We start from the raw sequence: 24,712 nt of genomic DNA on the forward strand, positions 1-24,712 counted from the left end.
CGATTGCGACCACGTGTCCGTCCTCGCCGTCTCCATCCGATCGCCTCGAGAGGCGAACGCTCTTGTCGACGGCCCGCCAGCACCGAGACGAGAGATGTCCACGGACCTCGTTCGCTTCGAGTCAGTCGCGGCCCGAGACGTCGCGCTGATCGTCCTCGAGGAACTGGCGCAGGCGGCGCCGGTTCGAGCGTGGCTGTTCGAGGCGATCGGGCTCGAGGCCGACTCCGCGACGATCCTCGAAGCGAGTGATTCGCTTGGCGGACCCGAGAGCCCCGAGTTCGATGCCACGCGGCGATGGTCCGCGCTCGAGATCGGGCTCGAGACCGCGGACGAGCGGGTTCGTCTCGTCCTGACGATCGGAACTGGACCTGCCGTCGATACCGACGCGGACGCGCTCGAGTCGATTCGGACGCGACGGGACCGCGCGCTCGACGGCGACTGGGACGACTGTCGGCTGGTATCGATCGCGCCGAAGAGCGCCCTCGAGACCGGGACGACCGATACCGAGCCACCGACGGACGCGACGATCTCGCTCGAGTCGCTCCGGGATCGGTTCGCGGCGCGCGATGGCGACCGGGACGAGTACCGGGCTGCCCTGGTTCAAGCAGCTATTGACCGCGGGCGTCGGCGCGCAAGTGCCGGCCCGCCGTCGATCGTCGCGGAGTATCGCGCGCTGGTGAGAGAGCGCGAGCCGGCGTTCGACCTCGAAGCCGAGAACGAGGGCGCCGATACGGTCGCTGACGACGACACGGCGGTCGCGATCGACGCCCCGCCGCTGGCCGACGACCACCGACTCGTTCACGCGCTGTCCGCTGGATCCGTCGACCTCCGCATTCCCGGCGTTGCGGCGCATCTCCGGGCCTTCGCCGCCCGCTACGCGACCGCGATTCCGCCGGCGACGGATCTGCTGACCGATGGCGACGCGCTCGTGCTCCGGCTGTCAGTACCGGCGATCGGTTCCGGCTCGAGTGCGGACGACGACGCGCTCGACGGCGACGCGACGGCGATCGACGAGGCTGCGGTCGACGAGACGCTGACGGCTATTCGGGACCTCCTGACGGTCGCCAAACGCGTCGACGACCGGTCGTCGTGAACGGGCCTCGAGAGTGACGCCCGAGGGCGTTTTCCACCAGCGGCCGTTTCGTAGCGTTTTTGCCGGTTCTCCGGAAACGACGCGGTATGACTGCCTGCCCCTGGGACGACTGGAACCATATTCTCAAGATCGACCCGGACAAGGAGCTCCCCGAGGGCGTCACCTACGGAGACCTCTGTGCGACCGGCACCGACGCCATCGAGGTCGGCGGCACCATGGGAATCACCGAGGAGAACATGGAAGCCGTCGTCGACGCCTGCGCCGAACACGACGTGCCGCTCTATCAGGAACCCTCGAGCCCCGACGTCGTCATCGACAACCGGGCGCTCGAGGGGTATCTCATCCCGACGGTGTTCAACGCCGGCTCGCCGTTCTGGATCACGGGCGCCCACAAGGAGTGGGTGCGAACCGACGGCGACATGGACTGGGACCGGACCTGGACGGAAGCCTACATCGTGATGAACCCGGAGGCCGACGTCGCGGAGTACACCGAAGCCGATTGCGACCTCGGGCCGGACGACGTCGCCGCCTACGCCGAGGTCGCCGAACGGATGTTCGGCCAGGAGATCGTCTACCTCGAGTACTCCGGGACGTTCGGCGACGAGGAGATCGTCGAAGCGGCCGGCGAAGCGACCGACGAGACGACGCTGTTCTACGGCGGAGGCATCCACGATTACGACTCGGCCGCGACGATGGCCCGGCACGCCGACGTGATCGTCGTCGGCGACCTCGCTCACGAGGACGGGGTCGAGGCCGTCCGCGAGACGGTCGAGGCGGCCCAGGACGCCTGACGAACGCGTCGCCGCCGAGTACCGCGACTCGCACTCGAGTTACCGACGAGCGAGAGAGTACGGGAAGTACGACCGTTCAATTCGGGATACCGTTGCTTAGGAACTCATTCGTCGGGCGCCCGTCGGCTCGGACGTGACCCTCGATCCGACCGACCGACCGACCGCGCCATCCTGTACCTGTTATAAGAGGGGAGTCTGCCCCACCTCACCCGCGACGAGATCGCCGACCGAATCGGAATCTGTGAACGGACGATCGACGTACCGGGCGTCGTCAACGTTCGCGAACTGTTACCCGGGACCGGAACCCTCCACGTCGAGGTCGTCGCGATGGACGCCTCGAAGGTCGGAACCGCCGTCGAAGAGTTGGACGCCCTGGGACTCGAGATCCACGAGGTGGGAGTTCTGCGGTCGAATTACTCCCACCCGTTCGACCAGTTCGGAACGGAGGCGTTCGACTCGAAGACCGGATCGGAGTGAGCGATTCGAGCGCGAGTTTGTTGCGTGGCGACCGGCCAGAACGAATCTTTGCTGCTGGTGTCTCGCGAGGAACGTGCCCGTCATTCTTATCCGCTGCAGCGGCTTTATACTGATGATGACAGCCCAGTCTCCCTCCCCCTCTAGCGGCGAAGCGCTGTCGATCAGGGTCGTCCGCGAAGTCGCCGCCCACGACGGCGTCGACCCGATGGACCTGTCGCCGCCGCTGTTCCGGAGCGTCGACCCCGCGGCGTTGGACGCGCTCTTCGAACCGACGTACGCTGAGAGTGCTCGCGACGGCCGCGTGACCTTCGCTTACGACGGGAAACAGGTGACCGTCGATAGCGACGGCGAGGTGAGGATCGACTCGGAACGGGACCCGCAGCGACAGCGTTCGCGATGAAGTACTGCCTCGAGTGCGACTGGGTCGCGGATCCTGGGTCCGAGACCGACGCCCTCGACGACGAGCGCTCGAAAGCGGCGCTCGAACACTTCGTCGAAACGGGTCACTCGATCGACTCGAGCGACTCCGTCGGACGGCCGACGACGCCGGCCATCTGCGAGGCGTTCCTCGTCCGGGACCTCGTCGGGTCGTTCGGTCAGTCGGTCTAGAACGCCGACTCGGCAACCGTTCGCTCCCAAGTCGTTGCTGACACTCTCCGCTTCCCCGCTCGTTTCCGACGGCTCGACCGGCGTTACGGCGTCTCGAGGAGTTCCCGGAGCCGCGGCAGTACCTCGGTCACGTCCTCGCGGCGGACCACGTCGGCCGCGTCGTCGACCGGCGTCGACTCGAGGTTGACGATGCCGACGGTGGCCCCCGTCGACGCCGCCTGCCGAGGCAGCGACGCGGCCGGCTCGACGACCAGCGAGGAGCCGATGGCGAGGAAGACGTCGCTCTCGCGGGCCAGCGATCGGGCACGCTGGATGACCGCGCCCGGAAGCTGTTCGCCGAAGAGGACGACGTCGGGTTTGAAGACGCCGCCGCAGTCGCAGGTCGGGGGCAACTCGCCCTCGGCGGCCCGGTCGAAGATCGGATCGGCGTCCCGTCGCCGCCCACAGTCCGTACAGCGGACGCGCCGGGCGTTACCGTGTAACTCGAGGAGCGTCGTGTCGTCCGCTGCGGTCTCGGCGTTCGCTTCAGCGGCTTCGTCCGTTCGATCGTCACCGGTCTCGTCGCCGTTCTCGCTCGGGCCCGCGGCAGTCTCGTCGGCGGCCTTCGCGTGTAACCCGTCGGTGTTCTGCGTGAGAATCGCCTCGAGGTGGCCGTCCCGTCCTATCGCGGCCAGCGCGTCGTGGGCCGCGTTCGGTTGGTACTCTTCGGCGAACAGCTCCCGCTGCAGGTCGACGCGGTCGTCCCAGAACCCCTCGGGATCGCTCCGGAACCGACCGTAGGTGAACTGCCCTTCGTCGAACTTCTCCCAGACGCCGTCGTCGCCCCGGAACGTCGGTACGCCCGAGGGTGCGGAGATGCCCGCGCCGGTGAACGCGACGACGGTGTCTGCGCTGCGGATCTCGTCGGCGAGTGACTCGAGGTCGTCCATACCGGACGGTCGGGACGGATCGTGAAAACTCGTCGTGGTGCGAGCGACTGCAACCGCACGACTCGAGGCCGATCGGAACCGCTCGGTCGCGCTTCGAGTGGCGTCGACGGCCCGTCCTCGAGCGAACGGCCGAGCGCGAGCGGTCCGCGAACCGAACGGCCGCAAACGATTGCGCTTAAGTTGCGGCGACCGGAATCGAGGTGTATGCAGGACCGAACCTACACTGCTGACGCCGAGCCGGGCGACGACGTCACCGTCGCCGGCTGGGTCCACGAGATCCGCGACCTCGGCGGAATTGCTTTCCTGATTCTCCGCGACACGTCGGGCAAGATCCAGATCAAGTTCGAGAAGGACGAGATGGACGACGACCTGGTCGAGACGGGACTCGACGCCTCCCGCGAGAGCGTCGTCACGGTCTCCGGCGCCGTCGAGGAGGAACCCCGCGCGCCGACGGGCGTCGAGGTCACGCCCGAATCGGTCGAGGTTGTCGCGCCCGCCGACCCCGAACTGCCGCTGGACCCGTCGGGGAAGGTCGACGCCGACCTCTCGACGCGACTCGACAACCGGACGCTCGACCTCCGAAAGGAGGACGTCCAGTCCGTCTTCGAGATCCGCTCGGGCGTGCTGAACGCGGTTCGCGACCAGTTCCGCGAGTTCGACTGTACGGAGATCAACACGCCGAAGATCGTCGCCACCGGGACCGAGGGCGGCACCGAGCTCTTCCCGATCACCTACTTCGGCGAGGAGGCCTTCATGAACCAGTCCCCGCAGCTGTTCAAGCAGCTCATCGCGGGCTCGAACGTCGAACGCGTCTTCGAGATCGGGCCGATCTTCCGCGCCGAAGAGCACAACACGCCGCGACACCTCAACGAGGCGACCTCGATCGACTTCGAGGGCGCGTTCTGCGACCACCAGGACGCCATGGACGTCGCCGAAGGCGTCGTCAAGTCCGCCTACGAGGCGGTCCAGGAGAACTTCGGCGACGAACTCGAGGCGATCGGCATCGCGGACGAGTTCGAGGTCCCCGAGGGCGACTTCCCGCGCATCAGCTACGAGGAGGCCATCGAGCGCATCAACGCGACGGGCGAACTCGACGAGCAGCTCGTCTGGGGCGACGACCTCTCGACACCGGCCGAGGAGGCCCTCGGACAGGACGTCGGCGGCCACTACTTCATCACCGACTGGCCCAGTGAGATCAAGCCGTTCTACATCAAGGACCACGACGACGACCCCGAACTGTCGACCGGTTTCGACCTGATGCACCCGCGCATGGAACTGGTCTCGGGCGGTCAGCGCGAGCACCGCCACGAGAAGCTCATCGAAGGCTTCGAACAGCAGGGCCTCGATCCCGACCAGTTCGAGTACTACACGAAGATGTTCAAGTACGGCATGCCGCCCCACGCCGGCTTCGGCCTCGGCGGCGAGCGCCTGATCATGACGCTTCTCGGACTAGACAACATCCGAGAAGCCGTTCTCTTCCCGCGAGATCGTCAACGTCTGAGCCCGTAGGCGAAGACGTTGAGAGCGCGTGGAAACCACGAGCGCGTAGCGCGAGTGCGTTTCCTCGAGATCGTCAGCGTCTGTCGCCATAGGCGACAGACCTGAGAGCCAGCGAGACGAGCGGTGCGAGGCTGACCGAAGGGAGGCCTCGAGTAGCGAACGGGGAGCGATGACCCGTGAGCGAAGCGAAGTCTCGCAGGACCGACAGCGCCTGTCGCCGTACGGCGACGGCGCAACTGTCGAGTGGGGGCTCGTTGGACGAGCAGGCGAGTCCAACGGTGTTTACGCGGCATCACCGGCATTTCTCGCCGTATGCGGCTACGTACACCGGTAGTCGCATCGCTATCGGATCGGAAACGAGTGGGCTACCGAGACGGGAACGACGGGACGTCGCGAAAAAACGAGGCGGGCGCTCGGAAGCGCGGTTCACGGCGGGCGCTGTCGGACGTTAGAACCAGCCCCAGCCGTCGTCCCCGCCGTCGTCGCCGCCGGTATTGCCGTCACAGGAACCGCTGTTGATAGCGTCGGCGAGGTCGCTCCCGACCATCGAGTCGCCCAGATACGAGAGGTGGCTGCCGACGCTGACGGTGACGTCGACGTCCGTGTAGTTCGGGGCGGGATCGCAGCCGGCTCCCTCGGTCCCGAGGGCCGTGTCACCGAAGCCGCCGTAGGCGCTGCCGACCGTCGAGTCGTTGTTCGAGTGGTAGTTGCGGACCTCGCAGGCGTTGTCCAGACCGGCGTTCCACGGACTGCCACAGACTTCCGATCCGTCGGCGGCCGCGCCCAGCGGGGCGACGGTCTCGATCTGGTAGCCGCTGCTGAGTTTGGTCGCGGCCCAGAGGACGCAGCGACCGCCCAGCGAGTGGCCGACCAGTCGGACGTTGCCGCCGCCGCTATCGTAGAACTCCTCGATGAGGCCGGCCGTCACCTCGCCGACGTTCTCGGTGTCGGCTTCCGCGCCGATGAAGTTGAAGCTACTTGCGGGCCACTCGATAGCGACCGTCTCGTCGGGCGAATAGCCGCCCGACACGAGAGAACTCTCGACGCTCGAGGCCTGACTCGAGACGGTGGTGTCGCCGAACCAGCCGTGGATGAACACGAGCAGTTCGTCCGTGACCGGGAGGCTGCCGTCGGCGCTCCAACCGAGCAGGCCGTCGTCGATTCCGATGACGTCGGGGCCGAGGACCTGTGCCGACGCCGAACCGGACGCGGCGGCCAGTCCGGCGCCGCCGACAACCGTCGTTCCGGCCGCCTGCAGCAGCGTTCGTCGACTCGTAGCGGTCCGCTCATCGGTCGATTCCGATCGTTCCAGAGTGGTGGTATCCGTCATAACTCCATTCAGTATATTTTTAGATTACATATTTAATTCTAACTTCTAGATAGAAACATAAACTGATGAAGTCGGCGTATTAGAGTCTCCGCTACTCGACGCGTTCGAGTTCGAGACGCCACGCGATGGCGGGACGGTTCGCTCTCGAGAACGGGCGACCGCCGTGTCGAGTGGCAGTTCGACGGCGAACGCGCGAGCGGTGCGACGAGGGGCCGCCGTCGAGTGACCGAGATACCGGATCCGAGTGGGCCGCGGAAATGACCGAATCTACAACGTTATGTCGTCCGAGTCGTAATCGGGGGGCAATGCGCGAGGAGGCGACGGCGTTCGTACCGGGGCACATCACGGGCTTTTTCAGCGCTCACCCAGACGACGATCCGACCGAGGCGGGCTCTCGCGGCGCGGGAGTGACGCTTACGGACGGCGTCGAGGTAACGGTCGAACCGACCGACGAGGCGGCGTCGACGATCGTCCTCGACGGGACGACGCTCGAGATCGACGCCGTCGAGACCGTCCTCGAGACGCTCGCGGTTACGGCCCGCGTCGAGGCCGAGTCGGACCTGCCGCTGGGTGCGGGCTTCGGCGTTTCGGGGGCGATGGCGCTGGGGACGGCGCTGGCGGCCAACCGCGTGTTCGAACGCGACCTCTCCTGGAACGAACTCGTGACGATCGCCCACGGGGCGGAAGTGCAGGCCGGGACGGGGCTGGGCGACGTGGTCGCCCAGGCCCGCGGCGGCGTCCCGATTCGACTCGAACCGGGCGGGCCGCAGGTGAACAAGCTGGATGCGATCCCCGCACGGGCGCGCGTCGAGTACGTGACGTTCGGGGAACTCTCGACGGCCGACGTCCTCTCGGGCGAGACCGACCGGCTCTCGGCGGCCGGCAAGCAGGCGCTATCGCGGGTCGTCGAGGAGCCGACGCTGCTCTCCTTTATGTACGCCTCGCGGCTGTTCGCCCGCGAAGCGGAGCTGTTGACCGAGCAGGTCGCACGGACGATCGGCGACGTCACGGAGGTTGACGGCCAGGCCTCGATGGCGATGCTCGGCGAAACCGTCTTCGCGTTCGGCACGGGGCTCTCCGACGCGGGCTACGAGCCGACCGTCTGTGCGACCCATCCGGCGGGCGCGATGCTGAAGTAACCGCCGTCCGTTACCTATCAGTCGATCATATCAGATACCATATATTATTCGGCGAGCCACCGGTTTGAGACGGTATCAACCCGAGGTGAAATCCTCTCGTTGCTCCCCGCACACATCATTTTATTCTACTCTTGGGGGCGAGGATAATAATACGACTTTCAGTATGTTTGGATTCTTAACATACGAATTAGCGCTGTGAGTGTGGTTCTGAGACGGTTTCCGGAAAAATAGAATCTATTTTTTGAGTTATGTGTCAGCAATAAGTTTGGTGGCCGGAGCTTTATTATGATGGGTTTCAGTTATCTGTTCAAGTTTCCGAATGTCTTCCCCGAGTGAAATTCACCAAAACTTGTTTCGGCTGTACGAACACTACGTCGGTGAACCCGACTCGAGCAAGGACGTCTACGGGTACTGGGTGTTCATCGTGGGCTACCTGCTCGGAGCGGCCGGCATTTTCACCTACGTCGTCGGCTACGCCGGCAGCGCGGGCTCGTACACCCTGATCAGGATCTCCGGCGTCACCGCGGCGACGGGGCTGGCGCTCTGTCTGTTCGGCATCGTCTTGATGCTCCCGGTGCGCAGGATCGGGATCTACGCGAGCGCGCTCGGACTGCTGGTCGCACTCGGCGGCGTCGTCTTTTTCGGCTGGGCCTATCCAAACAACTGGCGGGATCTGGGAACCGACTACAGCGTTCAGGTCATCTCCGTCTACACGCTCGGAATCGGACTGATCGCGGGCGTCACCGCTCTCGTTCCCATTCTGACTGGCCAGAAGGGGATGTTCGTCGAGGAGGAGGGCGCGACCGACGATCCGGAGATCATGACCGGCGACGCGATGGAGGGGGCCCAGTTCGCCGTCTTCCGCGACGAGGACGGTGACTGGCAGTGGCACGTCCTCCACCTCGAGGCGCTGGCGGCGAGCAACGACAGCGCGGTCACGCGACCCGAGGCGACCGAGAGCATCGAGCGCGTCCAGTCCCAGATCAGCTCCGCGGGGCTGATGGAACTGACCACCTCCGCGTTCCGGCTCTACGAGGATCGCGACGGTACCTGGCAGTGGACGCTGGCCCGCGACGACGGCAGCGTCGTCGGCGCCAGCACCGGCGAGTTCGAGGAACGCGACGGCGCCGAAAACTCGGTCAGCTTCCTCAAGGACCGCGGTCCGGAGGCCGACGTCATCGAGATCGAGGGCGCGGCGTTCACCTACGAGGAACGGCGCGACCAGTGGTACTGGCAGTTGGTCGACGACGAGCGGACGCCGCTGGCCTCGACCGATACCGGCCACCGAACGCAGGAGGCCGCCGAGGAGGCGGCCCGGACGTTCGCCGAGCGGTTCGATCGGGCGCGGCTGCTCGACGTCGAGCACGTCGGCGTCGAACTCGTCGAGCGCGCCGGGAACTGGACGTGGCGGTTCGTCGACGACCGCGACGAGGTCGTCGCCACCGCCTCCGACGCCTACGACTCCCGCCGGGACGCCGAGGCGGCCGCCGAAGCGCTGCTCCCCGCGCTCGAGTCGGCCGCCGTCACGGTCGCCGGGGAGCCGACCTACGAGTGCTACGAGTCGGGCTCGCAATGGCGCTGGCGGCTCGTCGACGAGTCCGAACACGTCGTCGCCCGGAGTCCGACCGAGACGACGACCCGCGGGGCCGTCGAAGCGGGCGCCGATCGGTTCGGCGACCACGTCCGCGACGCCGACGTCGTCGAGATCGACGACGCGGAATACGAGATTTACCCCGCGGAGAACGAACTATCGGCCGCCACGGACGACGGGGACGATCTCCCGGCGACGGTCGACGAGGCAATGGCCGACGGCGGCACCGAACTCGAGTTCGAGGACGAGACGGACCAGGCGCCGACCGGCCCCGACTGGAACTGGCGGCTCGTCACGGAGGACCGCGACGTCGTCGCCGCGAGCACCGAGCCCCACCCCGACGCCGAGTCGGCGACCGAGGCCATCGAGCGCGTTCGCCAGCAGGCCAGCGAGGCCGATCTCATCGAGTTCGAACACGCCGCGTTCCAGGTCTACGAGGCCGACGACGGCGAGTGGCGCTGGCGGCTCATCGACGAGGACGGCAACGTGCTGGCCGACAGCGGCGAGGAACACACCTCCCGCGGCGAGGCCGCCGAAGCGATGATGACGCTCAAGGAGCAGGCCCCCGAGGCCGAACTGCTCGAGATCGAGACCGCCGCCTTCGAACTGTTCGTCGACGAGGACGACGAGTGGGGCTGGCGGCTCATCGACGAAGCCGGCAAACTCGTCGCCGAGGACCCCGCGACCCACCCCACCCGCGGCGCCGCCCGCCAGGCGATGAACCGCCTGCTCGAGCACCTCGATTCGGACGTCCGGACGATGGACGACGCGATCTTCCAGCCCTACGCGGACGAGGACTGGCAGTGGCGCTTCGTCCTGCCCTCGGGCGAGACCGTCGCGGAGGCCGGTGAGACCCACGCCACCCGCGACGAACTCGTCGCGGACGTAGACGACGTCCGCGAGTCGGCCGCGTCGGCCCGCACGCACGCGATCGGCGAGGTCGCCGTCCAGCTCTACGACAGCGGCGGCTGGCACTGGCGGCTGCTCGACCGCGACCGCGAGGAGGTCGCCGACTCGGCGGTCACCTACGACGACCGTGACGGCGCCGTCGGCGGGGTCGAAGCGCTGCAGACCCACGTCGCCGACGCGCCGATCTTTGCCATCGAGGACGCCGCGATTCGGCTGGACCGCGACGACGGCTGGTCGTGGGAGCTCGTCGACCACGAGCGCGAAGTGATCGCGAGCGCGGTCGGCGCGGGGGCGTCCAAGGCCGCCGTGCTCGACGATATCGAGGCCGTACGCCGGCTGGCGCCGATGGCCGGCCGCGTCGACTTCGACGTCGCCTCGTTCGAACTGGTCGCCGACGAGGACGGCCGCTGGCAGTGGCGGCTCATCGACGAGGACGGCCGCACCATCGCGACCGGCACCGAGGCCCACGAGTCGACCGAGGCCGCCCGCGCGGCCTTGGAGGACGTCCGCGAACTGATCGCCGAGGCGAGCATCCTCGAGATCGACAGCGTCTCCTTCGAACTCCACACCGCCGAGGGCGGCGACGGCTGGGTCTGGCAGCTGATCGACGAGTACGGGACGACGATGGCCGAGAGTACCCAGACCTACGAGAACCGCACCGAGGCTCGCGAGGCGATGAACGACGTGAAGGCCCACGCGCCCGACGGCTGGATCACCTTCACGGAGTGACCGCGACGGCGGTTACACCGGCCGCGGCCGTTCGAATCGCTCGCTGATCGACGCTCGTTTTTGCCGATTTCGCTCGGATCCGATACCGATCGGACGTTTATGTGGGCCGAGCGCCACGCTCGAGCCATGAAGTCGATGGGCATTCGACTACAGTACGCCCCGGAGGCGGTGCCGCAGCTCCACGCGGGGATCTGCGAGTCGCCCGACATCGACCGGGAGGTAATCGTCGGCGGGCAGGCCGTCGACGGCGTCGAGATGATCACATCCTTCGTCTACGGCGATCCCGAGGCCTACGAGGCGCTGCTGGTGGACCTCGAGGACGTCCGCGAGTACGATATCACGCCGGCCGAGGACGGATTTTTCCTCTACCTTCGGCGGGGGCTCGGTGCGGACGGACTGTCGTTACTGAACGCGCTCGCACAGGAGACCGTCGTGGTCGTGCCGCCGATCGAGGTCCGTTCCGATCGGACGCTTCGGCTGACGGTCGTCGGTCACCCGTCTGCCCTCACGGCCGTGATGGACGAGGTGCCCGACGGGATGACCATGGACGCCCGCTGGGTGAGCGACGAATTGACGATCTCCGATTCGCCCGTTACCGACCGTCAACTGGCGGCGCTCCGGGCGGCCCGCGCGGTCGGCTACTACGAGATTCCGCGGGAAGCGGGGATCGAGACCGTCGCCGACGAACTCGACTGCGCCGTCTCGACGGCGTCGGAACTCGTCCGCCGCGGCGAGGCGAACGCGGTCGAGCGGGTGCTCGAGACGGACCTCTCGTAGGTCGGCTGGCTCGTCTACTGGAACCGACCGGCGAGCCAGATTAGGACTCCCGCCCCGATCAGTACGAGACCTGCGGTCGAGGTAACCGGTTCCGGGAAGAGAAAGAGGACGACTCCGGCGGCGACGAGTAGCGTACCGAGTCCGTACTTCGCTCTCGCCCGATCGAACCAGCTCCCCGAGTCGTCCGCCGTCGGTTCCGCTGAACTCCCTCGTACTCGATCCACCAGACTCCCGGAATCGTCCGTCGTGGATTCTCTCGACCTCCCTCGTACTCGCTCTACCAGGCTTCCGGCGTCGTCCGTCGTGGATTCTCTCGACCTCCCTCTCATTTTAGCCATCCAACCGTTCGATTCGTCCTCGGTTTCCTCAGCCGATCGTCTGAATCGCATGGGTAATTCTTATATGCGAACTGGGAATAGCAGAATGCCTTCCAGTGCTGGCCGTTGAAATTCTCCCAAGTAGACACTCTTTCTCCCTGTACTGCGGTGCTACGCTCACCTACTGACGTTCCCTCATTCAAAACCTATTCTCGCTGACTTGACACTCCGTACGGCGCAGAAGCGTTTGGAAATTTTTTCCGAGTAATCCGTCATTCAGCGTCTTATCACCCGGCGTCGCGCTTCTCGCAGACGACGGTGTATGAGATGCCGGCCATGTGGGTGTCGACGACCTCGCACTCGTCGAAGACCGTCGCGAGCGCGTCCACGACGTCGCCGTCCGGATTCCAGTTCGCGTACCAGCGGAGGAACCGTCGGACGAGGGGATTCAGGACTCGAGCGGGGCCGCTCGGAGCCGGTCGGACGTCGACGACGGCGAACCGCGCACCGGAGTGCAGCGATCGGAAGACGTTCTCGACCGTTCGGCGAACGTCGGGCATGACCGAGAGCGAGAGCGTCGCGATCGCGGCGTCGAACGGCTCGTCGAACGCGGCCCTCGCGGCGTCGGTGTGACGCAGTTCGACGTTCTCCCAGCCGTGGGTCTCGATCCGTTCCCGCGCGTTCTCGAGCATCCTCGGGCTGTAGTCGACGGCGACGAGTTCGCCCTTCGGACCGATCTCGCCGCGGAGGCGCTCGAAGTTGACGCCCGGCCCGCAGCCGACCTCGAGCACGCGGTCGCCGGGCTGCAGGTCGAGTCGATCGATCGCCGCCTCGCGGATCGGTTCGAAGTCCCGCTCGCTCATCCCGTACCAGTCGCTCCAGCGATCCCAGACCGCGCGGCTGCGCTCGAGGTGGGCTTCGTACCGGTCGTTCGCTGTCATCGGTGCGTCGCTCTCGGAGTCGCGCCCGCCCCGTTCCGTGGCCATACTCACAGTTCGGCCGGAACGGGAGAGTAGCTTTACGCGAAACGTATCGCCTATTTATAAGTACTCGAGCAGTTCCGTCGAATCGACCGGCTTCGATCGCGCTCGCACGGCTCGGACGGAGTGCCGAGCGATCGGACCGTTTTTTATCAACCGAATCCAGTGACCGACCGTGACAGACTACGACACCGTCTCCGCGGAGGTCGACGAGGAGGAGGAGATCCCGGAGGACCATCCGCGATACCAGGACCTGCTCACACGCCACCGTATCGAGAAGGGCGTCGAGAAGGGCATCACCCACCTGCAGGGGATGCACGCCGAGGGTCGGGGCAGCGCCTTCGACTACCTGCTCGGCGAGGAGACGATTCCAAGCGCCGACGCCGCCGAACGCGCCGCCGCGGCCCACCTCCTGTTGGCCGACCGGCCCGTGCTCTCGATCAACGGCAACGTCGCCGCGCTCGTCCCCGGCGAGATGGCCGAACTCGCCGACGCGACCGGGGCCGACCTCGAGGTCAACCTCTTCAACCGGACCGAGGAGCGCATTCGGGCGATCGCCGATCACCTCCGCGAGCACGGCGCCGAGGACGTGAAGGGCCTCGAAGCCGACGCGCGCATCCCGAACTTGGACCACCAGCGCGCGAAGGTCGACGAAGACGGCATCTACGCGGCCGACGTCGTGCTCGTCCCCTTAGAGGACGGCGACCGCGCCGAGGCCTTAAACGAGATGGGCAAGACCGAGATCGTGATCGACCTCAACCCGCTCTCGCGGTCGCCCCAGGTCGCCGACGTGCCGATCGTCGACAACATCATCCGCGCCGTGCCGAACGTGACCGCACATGCCCGGGAGCTGGCCGACGCCGACGAGTCGGAACTTGAGGCGATCGTCGAGGAATTCGACCGCGAGGCTGCCCTCGAGGAGGCCGAGGACCGGATTCGATCGGGCGAGCTGTGATGCTGCCTCAGAATTTGTCCGTGATCGCCGGTGAGACGGCGTCTCGCGCGTCTTCGCGGTCGATAACGTAACTCCGTTCGGCGTCGATGCCGGGAATTCGCGACTTCAGTTCGGCGATACGTTCCTCGACGCGGTAGTACGACAGCGAGAGGTACTCGCTGGCCGCCCGCGACAGCGAGTCGTCGATCTCGTACTCGATCCCGTCGGAACCGTTGAGACACCGCCGTTCGTAGTCCACGAGCCACTTCCGCGCCATCGCGACGCCCGTCTCGGCGTCGTACCCCCGTGCGACGTAGTGTCTGTAGGGGTGGCGGATCCAGGAGAGCTCCCAGTGGGCGTAGACGTCGACCTTCTCGGCATCCTCGAGCGCGTGGAGCACGACGTGGAGCTGCTCGTCGGCCAGCGGGGACGGCCGCCAGACCCACGACCCTTCGGAAGTGTTGCCGTCGAGTCGGACCTTCAGCGACGCGATCGGGTTCCGCGAGAAACCCAGTTCGTCGAGGATCGACTCGAGGCGGGCCTCCGAGCAGTGGGCCGTCAGCACGTACTCGTCGGCCGTGGTGTGGCTGATGGCGTAGCCGCCGAACGTCCCCGCGAACAGGTAGTGTAGCTGCGGCAGGAGACTCCGGCGAACGGCGTTGACGGCGTCCTCTCTGTACGTCATGTGATCGGGCGGAGTACGCGAGCCAGCGGGAAGTGTATTCGGGACGGCAGCGTTCGCGGTCGGGCCTGCCACAGCCGGTAAAACGATTAGGGATATTCTCGTCAACGGTAGGATCGATGCCCGGGTCGACCGATCCGTCCGACGACGACGTCGTTACGCGCCGCTCCCTCGACACCTCGCGAGACGCCCCGGCGATCGGGCTCGTCGAGATCGTCGCCGACGTCAAGGGAACCGACGCGATGGAGCTCGCACCGATCTACGATCGGGCCGACGATCTGGTCGCCGATCTCTTCGAGTCGCCGCCCGAAGCCGCCGCCGCCGCGGAACTCGAGTTTTCCTACCAGGGATACCGAATCACCGTTCGACAGGACGGCACCGTCGTGATCCGGAACCCGTCGGAGTAGCCGCCGTCTTCGGCCGGCGATTGCGGCCGTCCTCGGAGTGACGATTTCGATCTCGATCTCGAGCGAGCGCGAGCGCCGACGCTCTCGCGGGACCGGTCGGACCGGGTTCGAGACGGTCTCGACGCCGCCCTGATATCGTCCGGTATACGACCACCGTTCAAGAAAGCATAAATCCGTCCGCTGATTCCACTCAGACAGCAATGGATACCTACGACCTGATCACCCGGAACGCCGAGGAGGTCGTGACCGACGAGGAGGTGCGCGAACTGGCCGCCGATCCCGAGGGCAAACGCACCTACGTCGGCTACGAGCCCTCCGGCGTGCTCCACCTCGGCCACCTGTTGACGGCGAACAAGCTCATCGATCTCCAGGAGGCCGGCATGGAGGTCGTCGTTCTACTGGCGGACGTCCACGCCTACCTCAACGGGAAGGGCACCTTCGAGGAGATCCGCGAGACCGCCGAGCAGATGAAGGCCCAGTTCATCGCGTACGGACTCGACGAGGAGTCGACGGAGTTCGTCTACGGCTCCGAGTTCCAGCTCGACGAGGAGTACACCCTCGATCTCCACGAACTCGAGCTCTCGACGACGATGAACCGTGCCCAGCGCGCGATGGCGGAGATCCAGGGCGACGAGACGGCCAAGGTGAGCCACCTCGTCTACCCGCTGATGCAGACGCTCGACATCGAGTACCTCGACCTCGATCTGGCCGTCGGCGGACTCGACCAGCGCAAGGTCCACATGCTCGCTCGCGAGAAGCTGCCCGAGGTCGACTACGAGGTCCGGCCCGCCCTCCACACCCCCATCGTCGCCGACCTCACCAGCGGCGAGGGGAAGATGTCCTCGAGCGAGGGGATCACCATCTCGATGGAGGACTCGACGGAGGACTTAGCGGAGAAGGTCAACTCGGCGTACTGTCCGCCGACCCGCGATCCCGAGCCCGACGAGGACGGCAACGAGCGCGAGAACCCCGTCCTGGAACTGTTCGAGTACCACGTCTTCCCGCGCTTCGAGGAGATCGTCGTCGAGCGCCCCGAGAAGTACGGCGGCGACCTGACCTACGAGACCTACGAGTCGCTGGCCGCGGACCTCGAGTCCGGGGAACTCCACCCCGCCGACGCGAAGGGGACGCTGGCGAGCTATCTCGACGAGCTGATCGCGCCGGGTCGCGAGAAGCTCCACGAGCTTCGAGAGTAAACGGGGCCGTCCGCACTTCGACTCACTCGACGAACACGCGCTCGTCGTCGGTATCGAGGAGCGAACTGAAGATCTTCCCTTCGGCGGTTCGGAGGTGCTGTGAGAAGGTGGCCGGCGCGATCCCCAGCCGATCGGCGAGTTCGCTGGCCTCGTGTTTCCGCGGCCAGTCGTAGAACCCGTTCATATAGGCCGTCAGGAACACTTCCCGCTGTCTGTCCGTCAGCGCGTCGATGAGGGTCTGCGAGAGGTCGTAGCGCGTGAAGAGCGACGTCGATCGACGCCGGTCGCGACAGTCGGTGGCGGTCACCGTCGGATGCTCCCGCTGGACCCGGTCGACGAGTTTGACGGCGTCGGCTCGCGACGAGACCTCCGCGACGAGCCGCCCCTCTCCGCCGGCGGCCTCGACGGTCCGGGGAATCGCCCCGAAATCGACGACCGTCTTCGCGACGCAGTCGCCGCGGACGTGGAACCGCAGTCGCCCGCCGTCGGCGTGGTGGGCGACGGGGTCCGCGTCGACGTCCGCTGCGTCGTCGATCGATTCGGGAATCCGCTCCGGGGGGACGCCTTCGACGGTGAAGTACTCGACGAATCCGCCGTCCGAATGGGGAAAGAGCACTTCGAGGTCGAGCAGGCAGCCCGCCGTCTCCGAGGCGTCGACGAACGGATACGACGGATCGTCGACGCGGAACTCGACTTCGACGACGGATTTCTCGCTCCGGCTTCGGCTCATCTCCCGTCGACGTTCGCGGGCTCGGCACTGTTCGCTTTCGCAGTCCATAGCAGGGGCTTCTTTCGTCAGTCGGCGCCGTATTCGAGAGTGCGCGCCGCCTCGCTCACCGGCGACCCGACGACCGTCGCTCGAGATCCGTGGACCGTCGTTTCACTCCGCTTCGGATCAGGACGCCGTTCGCGAGGCCGGAACCGAAACGATCCGGCCGGTCGCCGCGGAGTACGTAGAGGTCTCGGTGCCCGTCAGTGTTGCAGTAGCCGCCGCGGACCGAAAAATAGCGGTCAGAACTCCATCGCGCCGATCGCCGGCTCGTCAGCGCAGCGGCTGCACTCGAAACTCGTTCGGTAGTCCTCGCACGGCTCGTGGACCTCCTGACCGCACGTCTCGCAGCGCACGAGTTCGCGCTCCTCGATTCGGCGTTCACAGGTGGTGCAGTGACGTCCGATTTTCATGGCTTATGCTAGCGTATTACACGCTTATTCGGGGCTTCGTGAACCGCCGGTAAAAGCCTACGGATCAGCCAGCAGACCGAACGGTTCCGTTCCGTCGTTCGGCGACGACCCCGCCGATTGAAGTGCGAGCGCGCCCCTCTCGCGTCCATGAACGAGACGCGACGCGCGATCCTCGAGGCGCTGTCCGACGGGCCGGTCTCCGGGCCGGAGCTGGCCGAGTCGCTGGACGTCTCGCGGGCCGCGGTCTGGAAACAGATCGACGGCCTCCGCGACGCCGGCTTCGAGATCGAGAGCGGACCGACCGGCTACGAACTGGTCGCCGTCGAGGCGTACACCGGGCCGACCGTCGAGTTCGGCCTCGAGGCGCCGTTTTCGGTCGACTACCACGAGACGATCGGGAGCACGAACGACCGCGCGCGCGAACTCGCCGCCGACGGGGCCGCGGACGTGGCCGTGTTGGCCGACGAACAGACCGGCAGTCGCGGCCGACTCGATCGCGAGTGGTCGTCGCCCCCGGGCGGCGTCTGGGTGAGCGTCGTCTCGCGGCCGACGATCACGCCCGCGCAGGCGCCGCTGTACACGCTCGCGGCCGCGGTCGCGATCGCTCAAGCGGCCCGCGAGGCCGGCGTCGACGCGCGGATCAAGTGGCCGAACGACGTGGTCGTCCCGGTCGGGGACGACGGCGACTACCGAAAACTCGCGGGCATCCTCACCGAGATGGAAGGCGAGACGGATCGGGTCGACTGGATCGTCCCCGGTATCGGCATCAATGCCAACGTAGACGCCGACGCGCTGCCGGAGGGGGCGACGAGCATCCGCGACGAGGTGGGCGACGTCGACCGCCGACGGTTCGTCCAGCGGCTGCTCGAGGAGTTCGACGACTATCGGAGCGACCTCGAGACCGTCGTGCCGGCGTGGCGCGACCTGGCGCTGACGCTGGGCCAGCGCGTCAGGGTCGATCGGCCCGCAGGCGAGGTCGTCGGCGAGGCGGTCGATATCACCAACTCCGGGGCGCTCGTGATCGAGACGGACGACGGGCGGCAGACGGTCTCGGCGGGCGACTGCGAGCACTTGCGGCCGGTCTGAGAACGGGCGATTACTCGACGGCGACGCGTTTTCGATCCCGACGGGTCCCCTCGTCGTCGGTCGGGTCGACGTGGACCGCCAGCACCGGTACCGGCGCGCGGCGGACGACGCGTTCGGTGACGCTGCCGAGCAGGAGTCGGTCGATGCCGGCCCGGCCGTGCGTCCCCATAACGACGAGGTCGCACTCCCCCGGCTGGGCCTGATCGACGATGATGCGGCTCGGCGATCCCTCGAAGACCTCCGTCTCGACGTCAACGTCGTCCGGCGCGAGATCCTCGACCCGACTGATCGCTCGCTTTCCCTCCTCGTGGAGGGCTTCGGCGACGCCCTCCAGTGCGGTCTCCATCGGGAGGCCCCCGTAGCCGGCGACGTTGACGACGTAGATCGCTCGCACCGTGGCATCGTGGGCCCGGGCCAGATCGAACGCATACTCGAGAGCGTGTTCCACCTCCGGCGAGCCGTCGGTCGGAACGAGAATACAGTCGTACATGCGAATTATGCTAACATACAACACACTACTATAATAGCGTTGTCGTGGTCCAGCCGGACGGTCACGTGAGGTGATAGCCGCAGGCGACGGACAAGAGCCGCGAGAGACGACGAGCGAACGAATCAGACGGTCGCGGAACCGAAGACGACCTCGCGGACGTCGTCGACGCCGGCCCGCCGAACCACGGCCCGGACCGGATCTCGCGCCCCCGCGAGGTTGTGCGAGTCGCCGTCGAGGACCAGCAGCCGCGCCTTTCGGCCCGGTTCGACGAGCCCGTACTCGAGGTCGGCGATCTCGGCCCCGTTGATCGTGGCCATCCGGAGGATTTCGGTAGCCGACAGCTCCGACAGTTTGGCGAGGAACTCCATCTCTCGGAACATCGACGGCGAGTTGAGCATCACGTTGTCCGTGCCGAGCGCGAGCGTCGTCCGCTCGCTCAGCTCCGCGTACGGCGACAGCCCGACGTCAGTCACGAGGTTCGACCGCGGACAGACGACGATCGGGACCTCCTGTTCGGCGACCCGGTCCAGATGAGCCGGTTCGGGGTGGACCATGTGGACCAGAAACTCCGGCTCGAGGTCCAGCGCGGGATCGATGTCGGTCTCGTCGACCTCGCCGGCGTGGATTCCGAAGGGTTTGCCCGCCTCGCGGGTCGCCTCGCGCTCCGCGTCGAAATTGGCGTCGTTAGCGCCGCTCGCGCCGAACCCGTCGCCCGCGCGCATCGCGTCGATCGTCTCGCGGCCGAAGGCGATCGGCTCGATCTCGAGCCCCTCCGCGGCCCGCTCTAAGGTCTCGACGCCCTCGACGCCGCCCTCGCGGAACTCGAGGCAGGCCGCGGTGCCCGATTCCTGCATGAACTGCAGCGAGCGGCGCATCGCGGCGGCGAGTTCCTCCTGGGAGGCCTGTCGCAACAAACGGTGTTTCAGCCCGTCCGGCGGCGCGACGAGTTCCTCGAGGGAGAGTCCGCCGCCCGCTTCCTTCGCGATCGAGTCGCCGATGTGGGTGTGGGCGTTGACGAACGCCGGCAGGATGATGTCCTCGCTCTCGACGGCGGTCTCTTCGATCGCCTCGATCCGGCCGTCGTCGCCGATCACGACGCGGCCCTCGATGGGCTCGAACTCGCGACCTCGGAGGATCGTTCCCGTTCGTTCCATAGGCACGTGTTCGTACCGCGTGCCTTCAACGATTCGGGGTCGGCCGACTCGACCGCGAACGGGCGCTGAACCCGACTGTTCGGTTCCGGGAACGTCCCGTTTCCGTCGTTAGTACGGCTCAGGTGAAGATTTCTCGTCTCCATTCCGATCGTTGGTTCGGGCCGAGTTGAAACGTAACAAAGAAATTCAAAATGTCATGTAGAAAATAGTATTAAGGGGGTAGATTCGGTTCTGTTAGTCGTGACTTGGTCCAATCAAGACTGGTGGCCGGATCTGCTGAGAGTAGACATTCTCGACGATAACACCGTGGACGCCAGTCCGTACGGCGAGGACTTCGACTACGCGGAGGCGTTCCAGCAACTCGATTACGAGGCGGTGAAAGCAGACATCGAGGACGTGATGACGACCTCTCAGGAGTGGTGGCCGGCCGACTACGGCCACTACGGGCCGCTTTTCATCCGGATGGCGTGGCACAGCGCGGGGACGTATCGCACGCTCGACGGCCGCGCTGGCGCGTCCGGCGGCCTCCAGCGCCTCCCGCCGGAGAGCAGTTGGCCGGACAACGCCAACCTCGACAAGGCCCGCCGCCTGCTCCAGCCGATCAAGCTGAAGTACGGACGCAAGCTCTCGTGGGCTGACCTGATGGTCCTCGCCGGGAACGTCGCCCTCGAGTCGATGGGGTTCGAGACGTACGGCTTCGCCGGCGGCCGCGAGGACGCGTACAAGTCCAACGAGGCCGTCGAGTGGGGTCCCGAGACGGAGTGGGAGACGACCTCGCCCGAGCGCTTCCACGACGAGGAGGTCGGCGACCTCAAGGACCCGCTCGCGAACACCGTGATGGGGCTCATCTACGTGAATCCCGAGGGGCCGTACGGCGAACCGGATCTCGAGGGCTCCGCGAAGAACATCCGCAACGAGTTCCAACGCATGGCGATGACCGACGAGGAGACCGTGGCGCTCATCGCCGGCGGCCACACCTTCGGGAAGGTCCACGGCGCCGACAACCCCGACGAGATGGTCGGCCCCGAACCCGAGGCGGCCCCCATCGACCTGCAGGGTCTGGGCTGGCAACACAAGGAGAGCGAAGACAAGCTCGGCGGGCTCGACGTCATCACGAGCGGTATCGAAGGGCCGTGGAACGCCTCGCCGATCCAGTGGGACACGGGCTACGTCGACAACCTGCTCGATTACGAGTGGGAGCCCCACAAGGGGCCCGGCGACGCGTGGCAGTGGCGAGCGAAAGACGAAGACGAGGTCGAGCCCGCGCCGGATGCCCAAGACGAATCGGGGACGCAGCTACCGATGATGCTGACGACGGACGTCGCCCTGAAACACGACCCCGACTTCCGGGAGGTCCTGGAACGGTTCCAGGAGAACCCCAACGAGTTCCGGGAGTCGTTCGCGAAGGCGTGGTTCAAGCTCCTCCACCGCGACATGGGGCCGCCCGAGCGGTACCTCGGGCCGGAGGTCCCCGAGGAGACGATGATCTGGCAGGATCCCGTCCCCGACGCCGACTACGAACCGGTCGGCGAGGACGAGATCGACGAACTCGAGGCGGAGATACTCGATTCGAATCTCACCGTCCCGCAACTGGTCAAGACCGCGTGGGCGTCGGCGTCGACCTACCGCGAGAGCGACAAACGCGGCGGCGCGAACGGCGGTCGGATCCGCCTCGAACCGCAGCGAAACTGGGAGGTCAACGAGCCCGAGAAACTGGAGACGGTCCTTTTGACCTACGAGGATATTCAGGCCGAGTTCAACCTCTCTCGCTCCGACGACGTGGCGGTCTCGCTCGCCGACCTGATCGTGCTGGGGGGCAACGTGGCCGTCGAACGGGCGGCGGCCGAGGCCGGCTACGACGTGGACGTCCCGTTCGAACCGGGCCGCACCGACGCCGCACAGGAGCAAACCGACGTCGAATCCTTCGAGGCGCTCGAGCCGAAGGCCGAGGGCTTCCGGAACTATCTCGGTGGCGAGTACGACGACCTGTACGACTCACCCGAGGCGCGGCTGGTAGACCACGCGCACCTCCTGACCCTGTCGGTCCCCGAGATGACGGTGCTGGTCGGCGGCATGCGCGCGCTGGGTGCGACCTACGGGGAGTCCGATCGCGGCGCCTTTACCGACGAACCCGGCGTCCTGACGAACGATTTCTTCGCGAACCTGCTCTCGATGGACTACGAGTGGGAGCCGGTCGGCGAGGACAGGGAACGCTTCGAAATTCGCGACCGCGACACCGGCGACGTCGAGTGGGAAGCCACCCGCTTCGACCTCATCTTCGGCTCGAACGCTCGGCTTCGAGCGCTCGCGGACGCCTACGGCGCCGACGACGGCGAGGAAGAATTCGTCCGTGACTTCGTAGACGCCTGGAAGAAGGTGATGACGCTCGATCGCTTCGACCTCGAGTAATTCCGGGTGATACGGACCCGTCGTCTCAGGTGACCGGTGCTAACGACCCCATCGTCGCCGGTTTCGGGAAATAGCCCGTCCTGAGTCGAACGCGAGGCACGGGTCGTCGAACTCCGCTCGACGGAACGGGACGACGAGATCGACCCGGCCAGCGACGGCGACAGTGGCATAGCGCGTCGGCGCGCCACATCTTCGCATGACCGAATTCGACGTCTTCGAGGAGATCGAACTGTTCGAGGAGATCGACGCGCCGCCCGACGTCGTCTGGGACGTCCTCCTCGAGTTCGAGCGCTACCCGGAGTGGAACCCGTTCGTTCGGGCGATCGAGGGCGACCCGACGCCGGGCGAACGCCTCCGGGTGCGGATCGAGCCGCCGGGCGCCCGCGGGATGACGTTCGAGCCCGAGGTCGTCGTCGTCGAGGAGAACCGCCGCCTCGCGTGGGTCGGTCGACTGGTCGTTCCCTTCGCGTTCGACGGCTACCACGAGGTCCGCCTCGAGCCGATAGCTGGCGACCGGACGCGGCTGCTCCACCGCGAGACGTTCCGCGGCGCGCTCGTTCCACTGCTGTTCGACCGGGAGTCCCTCGAGAAGGGGTTCGCGGCGATGAACGCGGCTATCAAGGAACGGGCGGAGCGTCGAATTGCCGCCGCCACGTGATGGGATCGGTAATACGTAGCCGGTATTCAGGAGTTCAGTCCGCTCTCGCGCCCGGCGTCGCAAGCAGATTGCTGTCCGATAGTTATATTTTTAACAGTTATGCGCAGATTAGACGTATGGACACGCGAGAGAATGAATGGGTTCCGCTATTCGCCGTCGGGATGGGGCTCGTGGTCGTCGGCTTGCTCCTGTTGGAGACAACAGCGTGGTATCTCCAGTACGCGGTACTGGGACTCGGACTTCTCACGGTTGCCGGTTCGGCCTATCAGGCGACGACGGGCTCTGTCGTCGGTTAATCTCCACGCTGTCGTCGGGAATCGTCCGATGAGCGAGTGAAAACATCCGCGATCGGTTACAGCAACTCGGGAATCGCCTCGAGGCTCTCGATTTCGACGGTCGGCTCCCGCGGGAGTCCCACGCCCTCGACGTGGTCGCGCCGGAGGAAAGCGGCGTCGATGCCGGCGGCGTCGGCCGCCTCGACGTCGACCCAGCTGTCGCCGACGAACAGCGCGTCCTCGGCGCCGAGTTCCTCGAGCGCGAGTTCCAGGTAGTACGGCGTCGGCTTCTTGCGGTCGATCCCCTTCACCGTCGGCTCGCGGCCGTACCAGACGTCGAACCAGTCGAGTTCGAACTGGGAGACGATGTTGCCGATCGTCTCGTGTTGGTTGTTGCTGACGATCGCCGTCGCGACCTCGAGGTCGCGGATCGCGTCGATATCGTCGTAGGGACGTTTCCGGCCGGCCTCGATCTCCTCGAGTTGGGCCGCGACGGCGGCGTGTTCGCGGGCCGTCCAGAGCTCGTGGGGGTCGACGTCGTGGTCGTCGGCGACCTCGCGCAGCGAGTCGACGCTCGGCCCCATCACGGTCCGAACGTGCTCGGACGGCGGGTCGACGACGCCGACGGCCGCGAAGGCGTCGTGCATCGCGTCGATGAGCACCTCGCGATCGGTCGGCGTCGTCAGGACGCCGTCGTTGTCGAAGAGGACTGCGTCGTAGGCTGCGTCCATTCGGGACCGTTCGCTACGGTCCGGGGGGATTTCGGTGTTGTGCTCGAGGGCTCCCGATCCGTCGCGGTCGCGAACGGCGTCGCCGCGCGACGTAGCGTGTGTGCACGGCGCTAACTCCTACCCGGCTCCTACGCCCGTCGCCTATGGGATTTTTCGAGCGACTCGAGCGGACGTTACCCGCCGACGGCGGGGTCGAGTACCAGGGTCCATCGTGCGGGGCCGTCTTCGATACGGCACACGAACGGTGTCCGAACTGTGCGGAGTTAGACGTCCGCGAACGGGCGAGTTTCGAGTTTCGGCCGGAGTGACGACGCGGGGGTCGAAGCCGTCCGCTAGT

Annotated in this window: 25 protein-coding genes; 16 read left to right on the forward strand and 9 right to left on the reverse strand. The window is 66.4% G+C overall.

Translation table 11 applies throughout. The annotated features are described in order from the left end of the window. Nucleotides 1-94 precede the first annotated feature (94 nt). The 5 genes from C477_RS10260 (at nt 95) to C477_RS10275 (ending at nt 2,970) form a co-directional block, all read left to right on the forward strand. Nucleotides 95-1,093, forward strand: coding sequence for a hypothetical protein (locus tag C477_RS10260; RefSeq protein ID WP_008894416.1), 999 nt, complete (start codon nt 95-97; stop codon nt 1,091-1,093). Between the two features lie 86 nt (nt 1,094-1,179). Further along, on the forward strand, nt 1,180-1,884 hold the full coding sequence (locus C477_RS10265) for a phosphoglycerol geranylgeranyltransferase (protein WP_008894417.1): 705 nt from the start codon (nt 1,180-1,182) through the stop codon (nt 1,882-1,884). Between the two features lie 327 nt (nt 1,885-2,211). Then, nucleotides 2,212-2,361, forward strand: a complete 150-nt coding sequence (locus C477_RS23820; protein ID WP_160168014.1) for a hypothetical protein — start codon at nt 2,212-2,214, stop codon at nt 2,359-2,361. Between the two features lie 115 nt (nt 2,362-2,476). Beyond that, complete coding sequence (locus C477_RS10270; RefSeq protein WP_152423307.1) at nt 2,477-2,761, forward strand: HalOD1 output domain-containing protein; 285 nt, start codon at nt 2,477-2,479, stop codon at nt 2,759-2,761. Then, on the forward strand, nt 2,758-2,970 hold the full coding sequence (locus C477_RS10275; protein WP_008894419.1) for a hypothetical protein: 213 nt from the start codon (nt 2,758-2,760) through the stop codon (nt 2,968-2,970). Before C477_RS10270 ends, C477_RS10275 begins: the two co-directional genes overlap by 4 nt. An 83-nt stretch (nt 2,971-3,053) precedes the next feature. Here the strand turns inward: C477_RS10275 and C477_RS10280 are convergent, their stop codons facing one another. Then, nucleotides 3,054-3,899: an SIR2 family NAD-dependent protein deacylase gene (locus C477_RS10280; RefSeq protein ID WP_008894420.1), complete on the reverse strand. Its 846-nt coding sequence runs from the start codon at nt 3,897-3,899 to the stop codon at nt 3,054-3,056. Between the two features lie 204 nt (nt 3,900-4,103). Between C477_RS10280 and aspS the strand changes: the two genes are divergently transcribed. Continuing rightward, complete coding sequence (aspS, locus tag C477_RS10285) at nt 4,104-5,408, forward strand: aspartate--tRNA(Asn) ligase (protein ID WP_008894421.1); 1,305 nt, start codon at nt 4,104-4,106, stop codon at nt 5,406-5,408. A gap of 439 nt (nt 5,409-5,847) precedes the next feature. Here the strand turns inward: aspS and C477_RS10290 are convergent, their stop codons facing one another. Next, complete coding sequence (locus C477_RS10290; RefSeq protein ID WP_008894422.1) at nt 5,848-6,729, reverse strand: alpha/beta hydrolase family protein; 882 nt, start codon at nt 6,727-6,729, stop codon at nt 5,848-5,850. Nucleotides 6,730-7,034: 305 nt separating this feature from the next. On the opposite strand from C477_RS10290, the gene C477_RS10295 reads away from it, so the two are divergent. The 3 genes from C477_RS10295 to C477_RS10305 all read left to right on the forward strand — a co-directional run bounded on the left by C477_RS10295 (nt 7,035) and on the right by C477_RS10305 (nt 11,874). After that, the gene (locus C477_RS10295; RefSeq protein ID WP_008894423.1) at nt 7,035-7,868 is read left to right on the forward strand and encodes a pantoate kinase; all 834 of its coding nucleotides are present in this window, start codon (nt 7,035-7,037) and stop codon (nt 7,866-7,868) included. Between the two features lie 319 nt (nt 7,869-8,187). Next, nucleotides 8,188-11,097, forward strand: a complete 2,910-nt coding sequence (locus C477_RS10300; RefSeq protein WP_049914476.1) for a DUF1508 domain-containing protein — start codon at nt 8,188-8,190, stop codon at nt 11,095-11,097. 126 nt (nt 11,098-11,223) lie between these two features. Beyond that, nucleotides 11,224-11,874, forward strand: coding sequence for a helix-turn-helix domain-containing protein (locus C477_RS10305; RefSeq protein ID WP_049914485.1), 651 nt, complete (start codon nt 11,224-11,226; stop codon nt 11,872-11,874). 604 nt (nt 11,875-12,478) lie between these two features. Here C477_RS10305 and C477_RS10315 read toward each other — a convergent pair. After that, a complete protein-coding gene (locus C477_RS10315; RefSeq protein ID WP_008894427.1) occupies nt 12,479-13,177 on the reverse strand; it encodes a class I SAM-dependent methyltransferase in 699 nt (232 codons plus the stop codon). A 169-nt stretch (nt 13,178-13,346) separates the two neighbouring features. Here C477_RS10315 and C477_RS10320 point away from each other — a divergent pair, with 169 nt between their 5' ends. Further along, nucleotides 13,347-14,126: a 4-phosphopantoate--beta-alanine ligase gene (locus tag C477_RS10320; RefSeq protein WP_008894428.1), complete on the forward strand. Its 780-nt coding sequence runs from the start codon at nt 13,347-13,349 to the stop codon at nt 14,124-14,126. 7 nt (nt 14,127-14,133) lie between these two features. Here C477_RS10320 and C477_RS10325 read toward each other — a convergent pair whose 3' ends face one another. Beyond that, nucleotides 14,134-14,790 carry a hypothetical protein gene (locus C477_RS10325; protein WP_008894429.1) on the reverse strand — a complete coding sequence of 219 codons (657 nt, stop codon included), beginning with the start codon at nt 14,788-14,790 and terminating at the stop codon, nt 14,134-14,136. A gap of 116 nt (nt 14,791-14,906) precedes the next feature. Between C477_RS10325 and C477_RS10330 the strand changes: the two genes are divergently transcribed. Next, on the forward strand, nt 14,907-15,194 hold the full coding sequence (locus C477_RS10330; protein ID WP_008894430.1) for a HalOD1 output domain-containing protein: 288 nt from the start codon (nt 14,907-14,909) through the stop codon (nt 15,192-15,194). Nucleotides 15,195-15,394: 200 nt separating this feature from the next. Continuing rightward, nucleotides 15,395-16,390, forward strand: a complete 996-nt coding sequence (locus C477_RS10335) for a tyrosine--tRNA ligase (RefSeq protein ID WP_008894431.1) — start codon at nt 15,395-15,397, stop codon at nt 16,388-16,390. Between the two features lie 22 nt (nt 16,391-16,412). On the opposite strand, the gene C477_RS10340 is transcribed toward C477_RS10335, so the two are convergent. Together C477_RS10340 and C477_RS24100 are read right to left on the reverse strand one after the other, a co-directional pair. After that, nucleotides 16,413-17,120, reverse strand: a complete 708-nt coding sequence (locus C477_RS10340; RefSeq protein WP_239641865.1) for a helix-turn-helix domain-containing protein — start codon at nt 17,118-17,120, stop codon at nt 16,413-16,415. A 281-nt stretch (nt 17,121-17,401) separates the two neighbouring features. Then, the gene (locus tag C477_RS24100) at nt 17,402-17,572 is read right to left on the reverse strand and encodes a hypothetical protein (RefSeq protein ID WP_008894433.1); all 171 of its coding nucleotides are present in this window, start codon (nt 17,570-17,572) and stop codon (nt 17,402-17,404) included. 147 nt (nt 17,573-17,719) lie between these two features. Between C477_RS24100 and C477_RS10345 the strand changes: the two genes are divergently transcribed. Next, a complete protein-coding gene (locus C477_RS10345) occupies nt 17,720-18,658 on the forward strand; it encodes a biotin--[acetyl-CoA-carboxylase] ligase (RefSeq protein ID WP_008894434.1) in 939 nt (312 codons plus the stop codon). Nucleotides 18,659-18,668: 10 nt separating this feature from the next. Here C477_RS10345 and C477_RS10350 read toward each other — a convergent pair whose 3' ends face one another. Together C477_RS10350 and C477_RS10355 are read right to left on the reverse strand one after the other, a co-directional pair. After that, on the reverse strand, nt 18,669-19,148 hold the full coding sequence (locus C477_RS10350) for a universal stress protein (RefSeq protein WP_008894435.1): 480 nt from the start codon (nt 19,146-19,148) through the stop codon (nt 18,669-18,671). A gap of 122 nt (nt 19,149-19,270) precedes the next feature. Continuing rightward, entirely contained in the window at nt 19,271-20,302 is a 1,032-nt protein-coding gene (locus tag C477_RS10355; protein WP_008894436.1) for an amidohydrolase family protein, read from the reverse strand. 240 nt (nt 20,303-20,542) lie between these two features. Here C477_RS10355 and katG point away from each other — a divergent pair, with 240 nt between their 5' ends. The 3 genes from katG (at nt 20,543) to C477_RS23515 (ending at nt 23,665) form a co-directional block, all read left to right on the forward strand. Beyond that, complete coding sequence (gene katG, locus C477_RS10360) at nt 20,543-22,711, forward strand: catalase/peroxidase HPI (protein ID WP_049914477.1); 2,169 nt, start codon at nt 20,543-20,545, stop codon at nt 22,709-22,711. Between the two features lie 196 nt (nt 22,712-22,907). After that, a complete protein-coding gene (locus tag C477_RS10365) occupies nt 22,908-23,369 on the forward strand; it encodes an SRPBCC domain-containing protein (protein WP_008894438.1) in 462 nt (153 codons plus the stop codon). 116 nt (nt 23,370-23,485) lie between these two features. Further along, entirely contained in the window at nt 23,486-23,665 is a 180-nt protein-coding gene (locus C477_RS23515; protein WP_152423308.1) for a hypothetical protein, read from the forward strand. A 56-nt stretch (nt 23,666-23,721) separates the two neighbouring features. Here the strand turns inward: C477_RS23515 and C477_RS10375 are convergent, their stop codons facing one another. Then, entirely contained in the window at nt 23,722-24,375 is a 654-nt protein-coding gene (locus C477_RS10375; protein ID WP_008894439.1) for an HAD family hydrolase, read from the reverse strand. Nucleotides 24,376-24,712 lie beyond the last annotated feature (337 nt).

Source organism: Haloterrigena salina JCM 13891, from assembly GCF_000337495.1.
Taxonomy (GTDB): domain Archaea; phylum Halobacteriota; class Halobacteria; order Halobacteriales; family Natrialbaceae; genus Haloterrigena; species Haloterrigena salina.

What these genes read in the sequence shown, in the direction of transcription:
- C477_RS10260 (WP_008894416.1), top strand. Translation starts at nt 95, where the DNA reads ATGTCCACGGACCTCGTTCGCTTCGAGTCAGTCGCGGCCCGAGACGTC.
- C477_RS10265 (WP_008894417.1), top strand. Translation starts at nt 1,180, where the DNA reads ATGACTGCCTGCCCCTGGGACGACTGGAACCATATTCTCAAGATCGAC.
- C477_RS23820 (WP_160168014.1), top strand. Translation starts at nt 2,212, where the DNA reads ATGGACGCCTCGAAGGTCGGAACCGCCGTCGAAGAGTTGGACGCCCTG.
- C477_RS10270 (WP_152423307.1), top strand. Translation starts at nt 2,477, where the DNA reads ATGACAGCCCAGTCTCCCTCCCCCTCTAGCGGCGAAGCGCTGTCGATC.
- C477_RS10275 (WP_008894419.1), top strand. Translation starts at nt 2,758, where the DNA reads ATGAAGTACTGCCTCGAGTGCGACTGGGTCGCGGATCCTGGGTCCGAG.
- C477_RS10280 (WP_008894420.1), bottom strand. Translation starts at nt 3,899, where the DNA reads ATGGACGACCTCGAGTCACTCGCCGACGAGATCCGCAGCGCAGACACC.
- aspS (WP_008894421.1), top strand. Translation starts at nt 4,104, where the DNA reads ATGCAGGACCGAACCTACACTGCTGACGCCGAGCCGGGCGACGACGTC.
- C477_RS10290 (WP_008894422.1), bottom strand. Translation starts at nt 6,729, where the DNA reads ATGACGGATACCACCACTCTGGAACGATCGGAATCGACCGATGAGCGG.
- C477_RS10295 (WP_008894423.1), top strand. Translation starts at nt 7,035, where the DNA reads ATGCGCGAGGAGGCGACGGCGTTCGTACCGGGGCACATCACGGGCTTT.
- C477_RS10300 (WP_049914476.1), top strand. Translation starts at nt 8,188, where the DNA reads ATGTCTTCCCCGAGTGAAATTCACCAAAACTTGTTTCGGCTGTACGAA.
- C477_RS10305 (WP_049914485.1), top strand. Translation starts at nt 11,224, where the DNA reads ATGAAGTCGATGGGCATTCGACTACAGTACGCCCCGGAGGCGGTGCCG.
- C477_RS10315 (WP_008894427.1), bottom strand. Translation starts at nt 13,177, where the DNA reads ATGGCCACGGAACGGGGCGGGCGCGACTCCGAGAGCGACGCACCGATG.
- C477_RS10325 (WP_008894429.1), bottom strand. Translation starts at nt 14,790, where the DNA reads ATGACGTACAGAGAGGACGCCGTCAACGCCGTTCGCCGGAGTCTCCTG.
- C477_RS10330 (WP_008894430.1), top strand. Translation starts at nt 14,907, where the DNA reads ATGCCCGGGTCGACCGATCCGTCCGACGACGACGTCGTTACGCGCCGC.
- C477_RS10335 (WP_008894431.1), top strand. Translation starts at nt 15,395, where the DNA reads ATGGATACCTACGACCTGATCACCCGGAACGCCGAGGAGGTCGTGACC.
- C477_RS10340 (WP_239641865.1), bottom strand. Translation starts at nt 17,120, where the DNA reads ATGAGCCGAAGCCGGAGCGAGAAATCCGTCGTCGAAGTCGAGTTCCGC.
- C477_RS24100 (WP_008894433.1), bottom strand. Translation starts at nt 17,572, where the DNA reads ATGAAAATCGGACGTCACTGCACCACCTGTGAACGCCGAATCGAGGAG.
- C477_RS10345 (WP_008894434.1), top strand. Translation starts at nt 17,720, where the DNA reads ATGAACGAGACGCGACGCGCGATCCTCGAGGCGCTGTCCGACGGGCCG.
- C477_RS10350 (WP_008894435.1), bottom strand. Translation starts at nt 19,148, where the DNA reads ATGTACGACTGTATTCTCGTTCCGACCGACGGCTCGCCGGAGGTGGAA.
- C477_RS10355 (WP_008894436.1), bottom strand. Translation starts at nt 20,302, where the DNA reads ATGGAACGAACGGGAACGATCCTCCGAGGTCGCGAGTTCGAGCCCATC.
- C477_RS10365 (WP_008894438.1), top strand. Translation starts at nt 22,908, where the DNA reads ATGACCGAATTCGACGTCTTCGAGGAGATCGAACTGTTCGAGGAGATC.
- C477_RS23515 (WP_152423308.1), top strand. Translation starts at nt 23,486, where the DNA reads ATGGACACGCGAGAGAATGAATGGGTTCCGCTATTCGCCGTCGGGATG.
- C477_RS10375 (WP_008894439.1), bottom strand. Translation starts at nt 24,375, where the DNA reads ATGGACGCAGCCTACGACGCAGTCCTCTTCGACAACGACGGCGTCCTG.